Annotated in this window: 11 protein-coding genes; 6 read left to right on the top strand and 5 right to left on the bottom strand. The window is 72.9% G+C overall.

Annotated elements, in window-relative coordinates; genetic code table 11:
• Positions 1-6: 6 nt before the first annotated feature.
• Positions 7-1,629, bottom strand: coding sequence for a carboxyl transferase domain-containing protein (locus tag ACH4KB_RS34045; RefSeq protein ID WP_398070315.1), 1,623 nt, complete (start codon positions 1,627-1,629; stop codon positions 7-9).
• Positions 1,630-1,750: 121 nt separating this feature from the next.
• Here ACH4KB_RS34045 and ACH4KB_RS34040 point away from each other — a divergent pair, with 121 nt between their 5' ends.
• Entirely contained in the window at positions 1,751-2,368 is a 618-nt protein-coding gene (locus ACH4KB_RS34040; RefSeq protein WP_398070313.1) for a TetR/AcrR family transcriptional regulator, read from the top strand.
• Positions 2,369-2,490: 122 nt separating this feature from the next.
• Positions 2,491-3,156, top strand: coding sequence for a GPP34 family phosphoprotein (locus tag ACH4KB_RS34035; protein ID WP_398070311.1), 666 nt, complete (start codon positions 2,491-2,493; stop codon positions 3,154-3,156).
• Positions 3,157-3,225: 69 nt separating this feature from the next.
• Here the strand turns inward: ACH4KB_RS34035 and ACH4KB_RS34030 are convergent, their stop codons facing one another.
• Positions 3,226-4,137 carry an NmrA family NAD(P)-binding protein gene (locus tag ACH4KB_RS34030; RefSeq protein WP_398070309.1) on the bottom strand — a complete coding sequence of 304 codons (912 nt, stop codon included), beginning with the start codon at positions 4,135-4,137 and terminating at the stop codon, positions 3,226-3,228.
• 105 nt (positions 4,138-4,242) lie between these two features.
• Here ACH4KB_RS34030 and ACH4KB_RS34025 point away from each other — a divergent pair, with 105 nt between their 5' ends.
• Positions 4,243-4,842: a TetR/AcrR family transcriptional regulator gene (locus ACH4KB_RS34025; protein ID WP_398070307.1), complete on the top strand. Its 600-nt coding sequence runs from the start codon at positions 4,243-4,245 to the stop codon at positions 4,840-4,842.
• Positions 4,843-4,957: 115 nt separating this feature from the next.
• Here ACH4KB_RS34025 and ACH4KB_RS34020 read toward each other — a convergent pair whose 3' ends face one another.
• Complete coding sequence (locus ACH4KB_RS34020; RefSeq protein ID WP_398070369.1) at positions 4,958-8,050, bottom strand: acyltransferase family protein; 3,093 nt, start codon at positions 8,048-8,050, stop codon at positions 4,958-4,960.
• Between the two features lie 23 nt (positions 8,051-8,073).
• Positions 8,074-9,810 carry a glycosyltransferase family 2 protein gene (locus tag ACH4KB_RS34015; protein WP_398070305.1) on the bottom strand — a complete coding sequence of 579 codons (1,737 nt, stop codon included), beginning with the start codon at positions 9,808-9,810 and terminating at the stop codon, positions 8,074-8,076.
• Between the two features lie 393 nt (positions 9,811-10,203).
• Between ACH4KB_RS34015 and ACH4KB_RS34010 the strand changes: the two genes are divergently transcribed.
• The 3 genes from ACH4KB_RS34010 (at position 10,204) to ACH4KB_RS34000 (ending at position 12,353) form a co-directional block, all read left to right on the top strand.
• A complete protein-coding gene (locus tag ACH4KB_RS34010; protein ID WP_398070303.1) occupies positions 10,204-11,052 on the top strand; it encodes a phosphatase in 849 nt (282 codons plus the stop codon).
• 83 nt (positions 11,053-11,135) lie between these two features.
• Positions 11,136-11,570 carry a YdeI/OmpD-associated family protein gene (locus tag ACH4KB_RS34005; RefSeq protein WP_398070301.1) on the top strand — a complete coding sequence of 145 codons (435 nt, stop codon included), beginning with the start codon at positions 11,136-11,138 and terminating at the stop codon, positions 11,568-11,570.
• A gap of 243 nt (positions 11,571-11,813) precedes the next feature.
• Entirely contained in the window at positions 11,814-12,353 is a 540-nt protein-coding gene (locus tag ACH4KB_RS34000) for a DUF6461 domain-containing protein (protein WP_398070368.1), read from the top strand.
• 233 nt (positions 12,354-12,586) lie between these two features.
• On the opposite strand, the gene ACH4KB_RS33995 is transcribed toward ACH4KB_RS34000, so the two are convergent.
• The gene (locus tag ACH4KB_RS33995; protein WP_398070299.1) at positions 12,587-13,561 is read right to left on the bottom strand and encodes a cation diffusion facilitator family transporter; all 975 of its coding nucleotides are present in this window, start codon (positions 13,559-13,561) and stop codon (positions 12,587-12,589) included.
• Positions 13,562-13,577: the final 16 nt, after the last annotated feature.

Below are 13,577 nucleotides of genomic sequence, written 5' to 3'. Positions count from 1 at the left end.
TGTTCCTCACATCCGGAAGACGCCGAAGCCGGGCCCGGCCGGGTCCTTCTGGGGCAGCGGGGCGTTGGCGCAGGCCGTGAGCGCGAGGCCCAGGACCTGCCGGGTGTCCACGGGGTCGATCACACCGTCGTCCCAGAGCCGGGCGGTCGCGTAGTAGGCGTTGCCCTGGGTCTCGTACTGGGCGCGGATCGGGGCCTTGAACGTCTCCTCGTCCTCGGCGCTCCAGTCGTCGCCGAGCTGGTCGCGCTTGACGGTGGCCAGCACGGAGGCGGCCTGCTCGCCGCCCATCACCGAGATCTTGGCGTTGGGCCACATCCACAGGAAGCGGGGGCTGTAGGCCCGGCCGCACATCGAGTAGTTGCCCGCGCCGTACGAACCGCCGACCACGACCGTCAGCTTCGGCACGCGGGTGCAGGCCACGGCCGTGACCATCTTCGCGCCGTGCTTGGCGATGCCACCCGCCTCGTAGTCCCGGCCGACCATGAAGCCGGAGATGTTCTGGAGGAAGACGAGCGGGATGCCCCGCTGGTCGCACAGCTCGATGAAGTGCGCGCCCTTCTGGGCCGACTCGGAGAACAGGATCCCGTTGTTCGCGACGATCCCGACCGGGTGGCCGTGGATGCGGGCGAAGCCGGTGATCAGCGTCTGCCCGTACTCCGCCTTGAACTCCTGGAAACGCGAGCCGTCCACCACCCGGGCGATGACCTCGCGCACGTCGTACGGGGTGCGGGAGTCCACCGGGACCGTGCCGTACAGCCCGGCCGGGTCCACCTTCGGCTCCTCGGCCGGCTCGACCGACCAGGGGAGCGGGGCGCGGTCGGGGAGGGTCGCGACGATGTTGCGGACGATCCGCAGCGCGTGCGCGTCGTCCTCCGCGAGATGGTCGGTGACCCCCGACGTACGGGAGTGGACCACGCCGCCGCCCAGCTCCTCCGCCGTGACGACCTCGCCGGTGGCGGCCTTCACCAGCGGCGGGCCGCCGAGGAAGATCGTGCCCTGGTCGCGGACGATGACGGCCTCGTCGCTCATCGCCGGGACGTACGCCCCGCCCGCCGTGCAGGAGCCCAGCACCGCCGCGATCTGCGGAATGCCGGCCCCGGACATCCGGGCCTGGTTGTAGAAGATCCGGCCGAAGTGGTCCCGGTCGGGGAAGACCTCGTCCTGCATCGGCAGGAACGCGCCGCCCGAGTCGACCAGATAGAGACAGGGGAGACGGTTCTCCAGGGCCACTTCCTGGGCGCGCAGGTGCTTCTTCACGGTCATCGGGTAGTACGTGCCGCCCTTGACGGTCGCGTCATTCGCGACGATCACGCACTCCCGGCCGCTCACCCGCCCGATCCCGGCGATCACCCCGGCGGCCGGGGCGGCGCCCCCGTACAGCCCATCGGCGGCCAGCGGGGCCAGCTCCAGGAACGGCGAACCCGGGTCGAGGAGGGTGTCCACCCGGTCCCGGGGGAGCAGCTTGCCGCGCGCCTCGTGGCGGGCCCGCGCCTTCTCACCCCCGCCCAGCCGTGCCGTGGCGAGGCGTCCCGCCAGCTCGTCGGAGAGCGCGCGATGAGCCGCCTCGTTGGCCTGCCAGGCCTCCGAGGCGGGATCGGCCGCGCTCGCCAGGACCGGTGCCTGCTGCATCGTGTCGAGCCCCCTTGCCCGTACCGCGAGAGTCAACAGCCGCTGTCGCCGCTGTTAGTGATCGTTAACGCGTTTCCCTCAGGTTAACGAGCGCTAACGACCCTGTCTAGAATGAATCCTCATGAGCACCCATGCCTCCTCCCGTGTCGCGGCCCCCACCCGCCGCGAGCAGATCCTCCGGGAGGCCGCCCGCCTCTTCGCCGAGCGCGGCTTCCACGGCGTCGGCGTCGACGAGATAGGCGCTGCCGTCGGGATCAGCGGTCCCGGTCTCTACCGCCACTTCCCCGGCAAGGACGCGATGCTCGCCGAGCTCCTGGTGGGCATCAGCGAACGGCTGCTGGCGGGCGGCCGGATGCGGGTGTCGGAGGACGCCGCCCGGGGCGACGGCTCCCCGGAGGCCCTTCTGGACGCGCTCATCGAGGGCCACATCGACTTCGCCCTCGACGACCGCCCCCTGATCACCCTCCACGACCGCGAGCTGGACCGGCTGCGCGACACGGACCGCAAGCGGGTGCGCCGGCTCCAGCGCGAGTACGTCGAGGTCTGGGTCGGCGTCGTCCGCGCCCTCTACCCGTCGCTGGCCGAGAACCGGGCCCGTGTCACCGTGCACGCCGTCTTCGGCCTGCTGAACTCCACCCCGCACCTGGCCCGCCCCGAGACCCTGCCCGGCCGCGCCGTGACCGCCGCCCTGCTGCACCGGCTGGCCCGGGGCGCCTTCGCCGCCGCGGAACCCTCCTGAGCAGCGGTTTCGCCTCCTGAGCAACCTCGGACGGGGCTCGCGCGTCTCTCCGTTCGACACACATCTGTCCGGTCGACACGCGTCTGTCCGGTCGGCACGCAAGGAAGTCGGGGAGCCCCGCCATGGCCGTCTCACTGGGCGAAGAGATCATGCTGCTGTCGCTGGACGACACGACCGGCGCCGCGAAGGGGGAGACCGCCGCCCGCTGGGGCGTGGCGGCGGGCATGCTCCTGGAGCTGGTCATGGCGGGCCGCGTCACGGTGAAGGGCGGCCGCGTCGAGGTCTTCGACCCGTCCCCGACGGGCGATCCGCTCCTGGACGGACGGCTCGACCGGCTGACGCGCTGGGTCCACGGGACGTCCAGCAGCCGCAAGGTCACCGACTGGCTGACCCGGGACCACGCCAAGGGCTCGCAGGACGTCGTGGAGAGCCTCTGCGCCCGCGGTCTGGTGACCGAGGAGAAGCACCGGGCCCTCGGCGTCTTCCCCGTGCGCCGCTACCCGGAGGCCGACGGAACCGTCGAGCGGGAGCTGCGCGACCGGCTGGCCGCCGCGGTGCTGCACGGGGCCGAGCCGGACGCCCGAACCAGCTCCCTCGTCGCCCTGCTGCACGCCACGGGCATGCACCCCCAGGCCTTCCCCGGCCTGCCGAAGAAGCAGGTCGCCCCGCGCATGGCCCGCATCGCCGAAGGGCACTGGGCGGGCGTGAGTGTGGGCGAGGCGATCCGCAACCTCCAGGCGGCGATCTCCACGGTGACCGTGGTGACGGTGCTCTCCGTGGTGTCGTAGGCCCGCCCGGACGGTTACGGGGCCGGGGCTGTCCGGCCTCCGCCGGCGTCGGACTCCGGCCCTGGGCTGTCAGGGCTCCGCCGTCAGGTGCCGGTCCGCCCAGGCGGCGAACGAGGTCACCGGAATCCCCAGCTCCGTGGCGAGTTCGGGGCGGGCCGGCTGCGTGATGGCGTTGCTCCACAGATGACCGGCGCCCCAGGGAGGCATCCCCGCGGCGAGCGCCTCGTCGAGGTCCATGGACGGGGCCTCCACCGGCACGCCCCACGCGGTGGACAGCACCCCGGCCACCTGCTCCATCGTGAGCCGGTCGCCCGCGAGTTCCAGCTCCACCCCGTGGAAGCGGTCGGGGTCCCGTACGGCGTGGGCGACGGCCGCGCCGATGCCCTCGCAGGCCACCAGCGCCAGGGTCGTCTCCGGCCGGATGACCGTCGCGAGACCGCCGCCGGGGCCGTCCGGCGCCAGCTGGGGCAGGTTCTCCATGAAGAACGAGGGCTTGACCACGGTCCAACGGGCGAAGCCCGCCCCGCGCACCGCCTCCAGGATGGCCTGCTTGGTCTCGAAGTAGGGCTCCATCGCCGCCCAGTGCCCCTCCGCCCAGCCGGGGGTCTCCGTGTGCACGCCGACCCCGCTGGTCGAGGACTGGACGAACTGCGGCACGTCCGCCGCCCGCGCCGCCTCGATCAGGTGCGTCGCCTGCGCCAGCTCCCCCGCGAAGTCGACGCCGCTCTCGCTCATCGGCGGCATCTGCACCGAGAACACGGACCGGACGCCCGCGCAGGCCGCGTCCAGCGAGGACCGGTCGGCCAGGTCCCCGGTCACCAGCTCGACACCCAGCGCCTCGACGTCCTTCGCGCGCCGCGTGTGCGGGTCGCGCACCAGGGCGCGCACCGGGATGCCGGCGTCCAGCAGGGCCCGGGCGGTGGCCCCGCCCTGGCGGCCGGTGGCGCCGGTGACCAGGACAGAGGTCGTACGTGATGCCATGGGGGTGTCTCCTCGCAAACCGGAAAACGTAAAACGGCGGGGCCCGCCGTTTCTTCCCCGGCTACGATATGGCGGGGCCCACCACTTAGCAACCGGAGTGAGAACGTGACAGGTCAGCGCGCGGACGCCCGCCGCAACTACAGCCGCATCCTCGCCGTGGCGGAGGCAGAGGTCGCCCGGCACGGAGCCGCCGCCTCCCTCGAACAGGTCGCCCGCACGGCAGGCGTCGGCTCCGCCACCGTGCGCCGTCACTTCCCCACCCGCCAGGCGCTCCTGGAAGCGGTCTTCCAGGAGCGCATCCAGGCCCTCGGCCGGCGCGCGGAAGAGCTGAGCCGGACCGAGGACAGCCGCGCCGCCCTGCTGGACTGGCTGCGCGACTTCGTGGAGTACGCCGTCTCCGCCCGGGGGTTCGCGGACGCACTGACCTACGAGCCGCCGACCGACACGCCCGCCGGCGACGTGCCCGCCGGTGACGCGCCCGCCGGCGACGTGCCGCACTCCTGCGGCGCGGTGCTCGACAGCGCGGCCGCCCCCCTGCTCCGGCGCGCGCTGCGCGACGGGACGGTCCGGCCGGGCGTCACCTTCCACGACCTGATCACCCTGGTCGTCGGCATCGCCCTGGCCACCGAGCACCACGCCGAACCCTCGGCCCAGGCCGGCCGCCTCTTCACACTCGCGGTCGAAGGCCTCAGCCCCAGCCCGTGAAGGGCCGGGCAGCGGGGGTGCCCCGGTCAGCCGGCCCTTACGGGTTGGGGCTGAGGCCCGGACGTGGTCGGCTCGCCCCGTTCCGGCCCGCCCCGTTCCGCCCCCTTCCGGGCCGTCAGCCGGCCGGAGCCGCCCGGTCCCTGGTCGCGACCCTGACCCGGTCGACCCGCATCGGGTGGCCCGGCTCGGTCGCGGGGCCCACCGTCGCCCCGTCGGCCTCCGGCAGCTTGCCGCCGACTGCCACGTTCAGGATCAGGAACACCCCGTGGTCCACGGCCCGCTTCCAGGTCCCGGCGTCCATGGCATCGGCCCGCACCCGGTGGTACACCCGGTCGTCCAGATACCAGCGCACCTCCTCCGCCCCGGGGGAGAGGTCGACCTCGACGGCGTACGTGCGGAACGCCCCACGGCAGTCCGCGCACGCCTGCGGACCCGACGTCAGCCCCACGGGCTCCTCGCACGGGCCGTCGTCCAGGACCCCGCAGTGCATCGAGCCGAAGAAGGCGTCCCGGCCGTTGACCGACTCCATCACGTCCAGCTCGCCGACCCCGGGCCAGCCCGTGTACCCGTCGCGCAGGTCCGCGCCCAGGGTCCAGAACGCCGGCCAGTAGCCCGCCGCCTTCGGTCCCGTCACGTCCGGCAGCGCGATCGACGCCTCGATCCGCAGCACCCCGCCGGGCGGCGGCGCGAAGTCGGACCGCACGGTCGTGACCCGGCCCGAACTCCACTGCCCGCCCTTCCTGGTGGGCACGATCTCCAGTACGCCCTTCCCGTCCAGGCGCACGTTGTCGGTCGAGTCGGTCATGGTCTCGATCTCGCCGGTGCCCCAGCGCGGCGCCGGGCAGCCGGGATAGCAGGTGCCGAGGTCGTAGCTCCAGTGCGCGGGGGAGGGGCGGCTGTTCGCCGGGCCGTCGAAGTCGTCCCGCAGCAGCTCGGTCCAGCCGTCCGCCCCGGGCGCGGCGGAAGGCGCGGGAGCGGGAGCGGGAGCGGGGGCGGGGGCGGCGGCCGGGGGCAGTGCGCCCGACTCCGTCAGCAACCGCTCCAGCCGGGGAGTCAGCACGATGGCCGCCACGTTCGTCAGATGGGCGTCGTCCCGGTAGAGCAGGACCCGGTCCCGTACCGCCGGGCAGGTGGGGCCGTCCCCCGGGCACAGCACCTGGTTCACGCCGACCGACCGCACGCCCGGCACCGCGCCCGCCGCGATCCGCCGGGCCAGTTCGTCCGTCGGGACCGCCTCCGCCCGGCTGAACGCGCAGGCGGCGGTGGAGTCCGGAGCGCCGGACACGCACGCGGGAATGTCCGTACCCGGTACGGGGGTGTCCTCGATGTACACGATCGGCGCGCCGGTCGCCCGCAGCGGCTTCAGCGTCTTCTCCCAGGCGGCGGAGAGGAGTTCACGGTCGGCGGTGTACCGGTCGAGCGAGGCGATCACGATGAGCCGTGGCTTCGGCCCCGTACGCAGCCGGTCCAGGGCGTCGGCCCGCCAGGTGTCGCACTCCCGGTACTCGCGCCCCAACTGGGGGTTTTTCACCGTCAGTTGCGGTAGCGGGCAGCCCTGCTTCACCAGCTCCTGGAGCGCCCAGCCGCGCTGGGAGGCCAGCGCGAGCAGCGGGGAGAACCACTGCCCGGCGTGCGAGTCGCCGAGCAGGACCACGCGGTCGGGGCTGTCCACCGCCCCGAACAGGCACTCCGGGCTGCGGGTCACCGCGGGCGCGACCTGGCAGTCCCCGTCCGGGGGGAAGTCCTTGCGCGCCTGGGCCGGTCCCGGCACCAGCGGGCCGTCCGCGAGGGAGGAGCCGTCGGCCCGGGCGAGCAGCGAGGGGCCGGTGGCCGCGCCGGGCGGGAGGCCCTTGGCGTCGACGGGGGTGGCCGGGCCCACCAGGTGCAGGGTCGTCGTGCCGACGACCAGCGCGAGCACGACCGGCAGGACGATGGCGGAGATCCCCACCGCCAGCCCCCGGCGCGGGAGTTCGGAGACCGTACGGCTGCGGCGCAGCGGCTGCTCGACCCAGCGCATCGTGGCGAGGGCGGGCAACGCGGCGGCCAGCGTCAGCGCCGTCTTCGCGGGCCAGCCGAGCGTTCCGAGGCGCGCCTCGGCGAGTACCAGCACCGGCCAGTGCCACAGGTAGAGGTTGTAGGAGAGCCGCCCGAGGGCCCGAGGGGCCCGGCCGCTCAGCAACCGCCCGACGCCGTGGGCACCTTGGACCTCGCGCTCGCCCCGGCCCGGGATCGCGGCGAGGATCACTGCGGCCGTGCCCAGGGTGGGGACGAGCGCCGCGTAGCCGGGGTACGGGGTCGACGCGTCGTACGCCACGACGCACCAGACGATCGCCGCGGCCCCCGCCCACCCGCAGGCCAGCCGCAGCGGGCGCGGCCCGCGCAACAGGTGCCAGGGCAGCAGTGCCAGCAGCGCGCCGACGGCGAACTGCCAGACCCGCGAGGGGGTTCCGAGGTACGCGAGCGAGACGGAGTCCCGCGTCCAGTGCAGGGACAGCGCGAACGAGGCGAGCGCCACGGCGGCGGTGGTGAGCGCCACGACCGCCCGCACGGCCCGGCCCCGGCGGACGGCACGGGCGGCGACGAGCACGATCACCGCCAGCAGCGGGGCCCAGAACAGATAGAACTGCTCCTCGACGGCGAGCGACCAGAAGTGCAGCAGCGGACTCTGGCCGTGCCCGGCGGCCAGGTAGTCGGTCTGCTGGGAGACGAACCGCCAGTTGGCGACGGACAGCGCTGCCGCGAGGACGTCCTGCTCCAGGTCGGCGCGGAGCAGCGGTACGGTCAGCCACGCCCCGGCCACCGCGACGGCGGCGAGGACGACGGCGGCGGACGGCAGCAGCCGGCGGGCCCGGCGGGAGAAGAAGTCGCCGAGCCGGATCCGGCCGGTGGTGATCGCCTCCCGGACCAGGAGTCCGGTGATCAGGTAGCCGGAGATGACGAAGAAGACGTCCACGCCGACGAAGCCGCCCGCGGTCCCCGGTATCTGGGCGTGGAAGGCGAGGACCGCGAGGACGGCGACCGCGCGCAGCCCCTCGATGTCGGGGCGGAACGTGGACCGGTGCGGGCTGGGCCCGGACTCGCTGCCCGGGCTGCCCGAGCCGCCCTGGCTGCCCGCGCCCACCGGGCTGCCCGGGCGCGGGGGCGTGGCGGACGGGGGCGGGGCAGCGGGCCGCTTCCGGCGGGGGCCGTGGGCGAGGAGGAACGGCATCGGGTGGCGCCTTTCGGTGCGGCTCAACTCAGCCACGGGAGCATCGGGTCGACCCACCCGGAGGCGAGCAGGCCGGTGAGCAGGAGGACGGCGGAGGCGGCGAGGGCCTCGGGCCAGCGGCGGGGCAGCACACCCGTCCGTGGCCGGGGCCGGGTCCGGGTCCGCGAACGGTGGCCGGCGGGCGACTCGGAACGGTGGCCGGCGGGTGACTCGGCGGTCTCGGCGGGTGCTCGGCCGTCCGCCCGCAGTTCGGTCACCAGGCCCCGGATCAGGGGCACGTTGATCTGGAGCTGGACCAGGAGGTAGAGGCCGAGGCCCCAGGCGGGCTCCCAGCCGTTGCGGGCCACCACCAACGCGAGGCCTCCGGCGGCGGCCCCGTTGGACAGGACCAGCCAGACCAGCGAGACGCCCGTGACCCGGCGGGCCATCGAGCCCGAACTCCCCCTGCTCCGCACCCCCGTGGGCACCCAGGCGGCGCTGCGGCCCCGCAGGGTGTGCCAGAACGCGGTGGCGGCGGCCACGCTGGTGAGGACGTTGGCGCGGATGACCTCGACCCGCCACCTGGTCCGGCTGATCCGGGGCAGCAGCACATGCCACAGCCACAGCGGGGCGAGCAGCGGCAGCACGTGCCAGGGGCGGATGTGGTCCGGATACCAGAACATCATCACCAGCGGCGGCAGCGGGGCGGCGAAGGTGTTCACGGCCGTGGTCAGGTAGCCGATGACGCCCTCGTAGAAGCAGAGCCGCATCCGCCACGGCGCGCCCATGCGCCCGAGGACCGGGGTACCGAGGAGGTGCAGGTTGCCCATCGCCCACCGGTACTGCTGGTTGACGAACGAGGTGACGGTGTCGGGTGAGGTGCCCTTGGCGACCAGGACGGGGACGTACTGGGTACGGAAACCCCGCTCGTGCAGGGCGAGTCCGGTGTAGAGGTCCTCGCTGTGGTCGAGCCGGGCGAAGCCGCCCGCCAGGTCGATCGCGGAGCGGCGGTAGACGGCGTTGCTGCCGCAGCAGATCGCCGCGTCGCTGGCGTCCCGCGAGGGCTGGATCCAGCGGAAGAACCACTCCTGCGCGGCCCCGGCGGCGCGCTGGATCCAGTCCATGCCCGCGTCGGTGTCGAAGCACTGCGGGCTCTGCACGATGCCGACGGCCGGGTCCGCGAGGTACGGGACCAGATGGCGCAGGAAGTCCGGCCGGGGCGCGAAATCCGCGTCCAGGATCGCGATGTACTCGGCTTCGGACAGCGTGAGCGCGTGGTTGAGGTTCCCCGCCTTCTTCAGGTGGCCCCGGTCGGGGCGTACGACGTACCGGTAGCCGTGCTCGGCCGCCAGGGCCGCCACCTCGGCCCGGTCGGCGTCGTCCAGCACCCAGACGGTGAGCGCGTCGGGCCAGTCGAGGGCGGCGACCGCGCGGTAGGCGTTGGCGAGGACGGGCAGCGGCTCGCCGCAGGTCGGCAGGTAGAGGTCCACGCCCGGCAGTGCGGCGGGCCGCCAGGCGCGGACGAGCACCTCGTGCGAGGCCCGGGTCAGCCGGCGCTGTCGCAGGCTGTTCACGGATGACAGCAGCAGGGCGACGACGTTCAGCCCGAGGATCGCGAGGAAGGCCCACAGCGCGGGGGTCCGTAACGCGAAGGTGAACATCGTGGCCGCCGTGAAGACGAAGGCCAGCGAACTGCTCACCAGCACCCACCGGCGTTGCGGCCCGAAGTACCAGTAGAGCTCGTCGTCGGACGGAGGTTGCGGAAGGTGATGCACGGTCATAAAGCCCCCCACGGCTGTGTATGTGCCCGTTTCAGGTGGCCCACCCTAATGTCAAAGGTATAGACCACTCACCCGAGAGCGCCCCGACGGAGAGAATCGGACACCGCTTTGGCGCGACTCAATTGGTCCAGACCTCTGGGTGGCTCCATTCGAGCCCGACGCTCGCCCGGCGGGGGAAGAAGCAGGTCACGCGGGGGTGAACAGTCCCGGAAGACTTGCCGGACCGGACATCGGGCGGGACATCGGGCCGGACATCGGGCCGGACACCTGACCGGGCCGCCGACCCTCACGTCCGACCGGAAGCGGACCCTCCGCCGCACGGAACACCCGGCACACCTGTCCGTCGGGCAAGACGCCGGGCACACCCCGCACACCGGACGGCACAATGGGTCCATGCCGATACCCAGCCGCGCCGCCCTCGTCGACCACCTCGTCCGTACGCGTATCGCGGGGGACGTCGCCACGCCACGCGACAACAACCTCTCCCACTACCGCAAGCTCGCCAACGGCGACCGCCACTACTGGCTGGGCCTGGAGCTGGGCGACCGCTGGACCGACGAGCAGGACGTGCTCGCCGTGATGGCCGAGCGCTGCGGCGTCAACGACGACCCGGCGCACCGGCAGGGCCAGGACACCATCGACCCGGAGCTGACGGTCGACGCCCTGGAGCGGATGGCGGCCCGGCTGCGCAAGGCCGCGGACGGCCGCGAGCGGGTCCTGTTCGCCACCGGGCACCCCGGCGGGATGCTGGACGTGCACCGGCAGACGGCGGACGCGCTGCGCCGCGCGGGCTGCGAGATCGTCCGCATCCCGTCGGGGCTGATGGCGGACGAGGGCATGGTCTTCCAGTTCGCCGACGTCGCGATGCTGGAGCGCGGGGCGACCCTCTGGCACACCCACTCCCCGGCCCCGATGGCCGCCATCCTGGACGCCATGGCCCACCTGGGCCGCCCGCTGCCCGACCTGGTCGTCGCCGACCACGGCTGGGCGGGCTGCGCGGGACAGCGCGGGCTGGACGCGATCGGTTACGCGGACTGCAACGACCCGGCCCTGTTCCTCGGCGAGGCGGAGGGCACCCTCCAGGTCACGGTCCCGCTGGACGACCACGTCACCGACCCGCGCTTCTACGACCCGATGACGGACTACCTGCTGCACGCGGCGGGGCTGCTGGAGGAGGAGCCGGTGGACGAGCCGGTGGAGTCCGCGGAGCCCGTGGAGCCCCTGGAGGAGCCCGCCGCGTAGGAGGCGACGAGGACCGGCGATGAGTTTCGCGCCCGGCGGGCGTCTTCACTGACACGACGCAGACGTAACGTAAGGGGCAGGCCATGAAGTTCAGCACGACGATGTTCCGGACCGGGAACAACACGGGCATCGAGGTGCCGGAGGCCGTGGTCGAGGCCCTCGGCGCGGGGAAGCGCCCCCCGGTGAACGTCACGGTGAACGGGTACGCGTACCGCTCCACGATCGCCCCGATGGGCGGGCAGTACCTCATCCCGTTCAGCGCCGACAAGCGCGCGGAGACCGGCATCGGCGGCGGGGACGCCATCGAGGTGGAGCTGACCCTCGACACCGCGTCCCGCACGGTGGAGCCGCCCGAGGACCTCGCGGCGGCGCTGGCCGCGGCCCCCGGGGCGGCGGAGGCGTTCGCCGCGCTCTCGCCCAGTCGGCAGAAGGCCTACGTCACGTCGGTCGAGGGCGCGAAGGCCCAGGAGACACGGGAGCGGCGGATCGCGAAGACGGTGGCGGAGCTGACGCCGTAGGGATCCGGGGCCGGTGGCGGAGCTGACGCCGTAGGGATCCGGGGCCGGTGGCGGAGCTGGCGCCGGGCAGTGCTTGTTCGAGAACCCGGAGAGTACCCGGGCTGTGGCGGCGCTGATCGTGATGATGAGAGTGTGCGAACCGCGAGGTCTGTGAAGGCGTCGTCTGTCGTGGAAACTCAGGGTGCGGGGATGCTGGTGACTGGTTTGGGCTGGATGGTCGGAAAGGATCTTCCGTTCGTGAGCATGACGTTCGTGAAGGGCATCACGGCCTGGCAGCTCCTGGAACGGATGGGTGCCGATGCGGCGACCGTGGCCGTCCGGGATCAGGAGGAGTTCCACGACGAGTTCGAAGGCCTTCTTTTCGAGATGGACGCCTACGTCGTGAGTGCCGGCCAGTGGGGTGACTGGGCGTGGGTCTGGGAGCATTCCAGCTGGCGCTGTTTCGACGACCCGCAGCTGATCAGCGACATCTCAACGGGGTCGGCCGGCGTTTTTCTGGCTTGGGGCGAGGGCCCGGCGGAGTTCATGTACGCGGAAGACGGTCAGTTGCTCAGCGCGTTCAGCTGCTACGCGACGACGGAGCTGAGGGATCTGGCAGGGGGTGCGCCCTCGCGTTTTGACTCCGAGTTGCGGAAGCACGGTGCGGACCCGGATACCGGAGACTACGGCCCCTTGACCCCACGCGAACTGTACCTTCGGCTTGCGGAGGGGGTGGGTGTCGGGCTGGCTGCGAATGACTTGCTCACCGAGCCAGTTCTCAGCGCCCAGCTCACTCCTCCGTAAGGCCGCGGCCGTCTGGTTTCCTGGACCAGTTCGGTCGTTTGCCGCCTCGGGCCAGGCGCCGGGTCATCACTGTGACGAGTGACCAGGTCAGGTGTGCTTCCCAGTGCCGGGGGAGGCGTTCGTCGTCGCGGACGTTGCGGCGGGCTTACATGATCCAGCCGAGTGCGTTCCCTCTCCCAGCGGCGTGGCAGGATCACGAAGCCCTTCGCTCCGAGGGGCCGATGCCGCAAGCCTCAGGGGCCGGGGTGCTGCCGCCGCAGCCGCTGCGCCCGCCCCGGCGTCGGGTCCAGATAGACCCGCCGCACCGACGGGAACCGCTCGCGCAGCTGCGCCTCCGCCTCCTCGCTGGCCCACTCGACCTCCGTGGCGGTGGCCATGTCCCGGAAGTCGATCTTCGCGGCGATCAGGATCTCGGACGGCCCCTGGATGAGCGTGGTCAGCTCCAGTACGTCCACGATGTGCGGCACCGACAGCAGCTCCTCGCGCACCCCGGACCGCATCGCCGGGGGCAGCGGCCGTCCGATGAGCAGCTGCGCGTTGGTGCGGCCGAGCACCCAGGCCACGTATACGAGCAGCAGGCCGATCAGGCAGGACGCGATCCCGTCCCAGACCCCCGAGCCCGAGAGCTGCCCGCCGAGCAGTCCGCCCGCCGCCAGCAGCAGCCCGATCAGGGCCGCCGAGTCCTCCATCACGACGGCCTTCACCGCCGTGTCCGGGGTGTGGCGCAGGTAGTACGTGTCCGGCACCCGCAGCCGTGACGCCTCGCGCCGCACCTGCTTGACCCCGGTGCGCAGCGAGTAGCCCTCCAGCAGGAACGCGACGCCGAGGACGAGGTAGGAGACGAGCGGGTCGCCCAGCTCCTCGCCTTCGACCAGGGTGTGGATACCGTCGTAGAGGGAGAAGACGGCCCCGCCGACGAAGGTGGCGATGGAGGCGAGCATCGCCCAGATGTAGCGCTCGGGGCCGTGGCCGAGCGGGTGGTCCTCGTCGGCCGGCTTCCCGCTCCGCTTGAGCGCGGCGAGGAGCATGACCTCGGTGACGGTGTCGGCGACCGAGTGGGCCGCCTCGGAGAGCATCGCGCTGGAGCCGCTGATCAGCCCGGCGACGGCCTTCGCCACGGCGATGCCGAGGTTGGCGACGGCTGCCACGATCACCGTGAAGGCGGACTCCCCGCCATCGGTCTCACTGCTCGCCTTCGCGTCGCTCATGGTGGCGAGTATGTCC

The sequence above is a fragment of the Streptomyces sp. NPDC017520 genome (assembly GCF_044329855.1).
In the GTDB taxonomy this organism is placed as follows: domain Bacteria; phylum Actinomycetota; class Actinomycetes; order Streptomycetales; family Streptomycetaceae; genus Streptomyces.
Note: the sequence above shows the minus strand (reverse complement) of the source record. Positions and strands in the feature narration are given on the sequence as shown.

Coding starts and splice junctions, on each gene's coding strand:
- ACH4KB_RS34045 (WP_398070315.1), bottom strand. CDS start 1,629: ATGCAGCAGGCACCGGTCCTGGCGAGCGCGGCCGATCCCGCCTCGGAG.
- ACH4KB_RS34040 (WP_398070313.1), top strand. CDS start 1,751: ATGAGCACCCATGCCTCCTCCCGTGTCGCGGCCCCCACCCGCCGCGAG.
- ACH4KB_RS34035 (WP_398070311.1), top strand. CDS start 2,491: ATGGCCGTCTCACTGGGCGAAGAGATCATGCTGCTGTCGCTGGACGAC.
- ACH4KB_RS34030 (WP_398070309.1), bottom strand. CDS start 4,137: ATGGCATCACGTACGACCTCTGTCCTGGTCACCGGCGCCACCGGCCGC.
- ACH4KB_RS34020 (WP_398070369.1), bottom strand. CDS start 8,050: ATGCCGTTCCTCCTCGCCCACGGCCCCCGCCGGAAGCGGCCCGCTGCC.
- ACH4KB_RS34015 (WP_398070305.1), bottom strand. CDS start 9,810: ATGACCGTGCATCACCTTCCGCAACCTCCGTCCGACGACGAGCTCTAC.
- ACH4KB_RS34010 (WP_398070303.1), top strand. CDS start 10,204: ATGCCGATACCCAGCCGCGCCGCCCTCGTCGACCACCTCGTCCGTACG.
- ACH4KB_RS34005 (WP_398070301.1), top strand. CDS start 11,136: ATGAAGTTCAGCACGACGATGTTCCGGACCGGGAACAACACGGGCATC.
- ACH4KB_RS34000 (WP_398070368.1), top strand. CDS start 11,814: ATGACGTTCGTGAAGGGCATCACGGCCTGGCAGCTCCTGGAACGGATG.
- ACH4KB_RS33995 (WP_398070299.1), bottom strand. CDS start 13,561: ATGAGCGACGCGAAGGCGAGCAGTGAGACCGATGGCGGGGAGTCCGCC.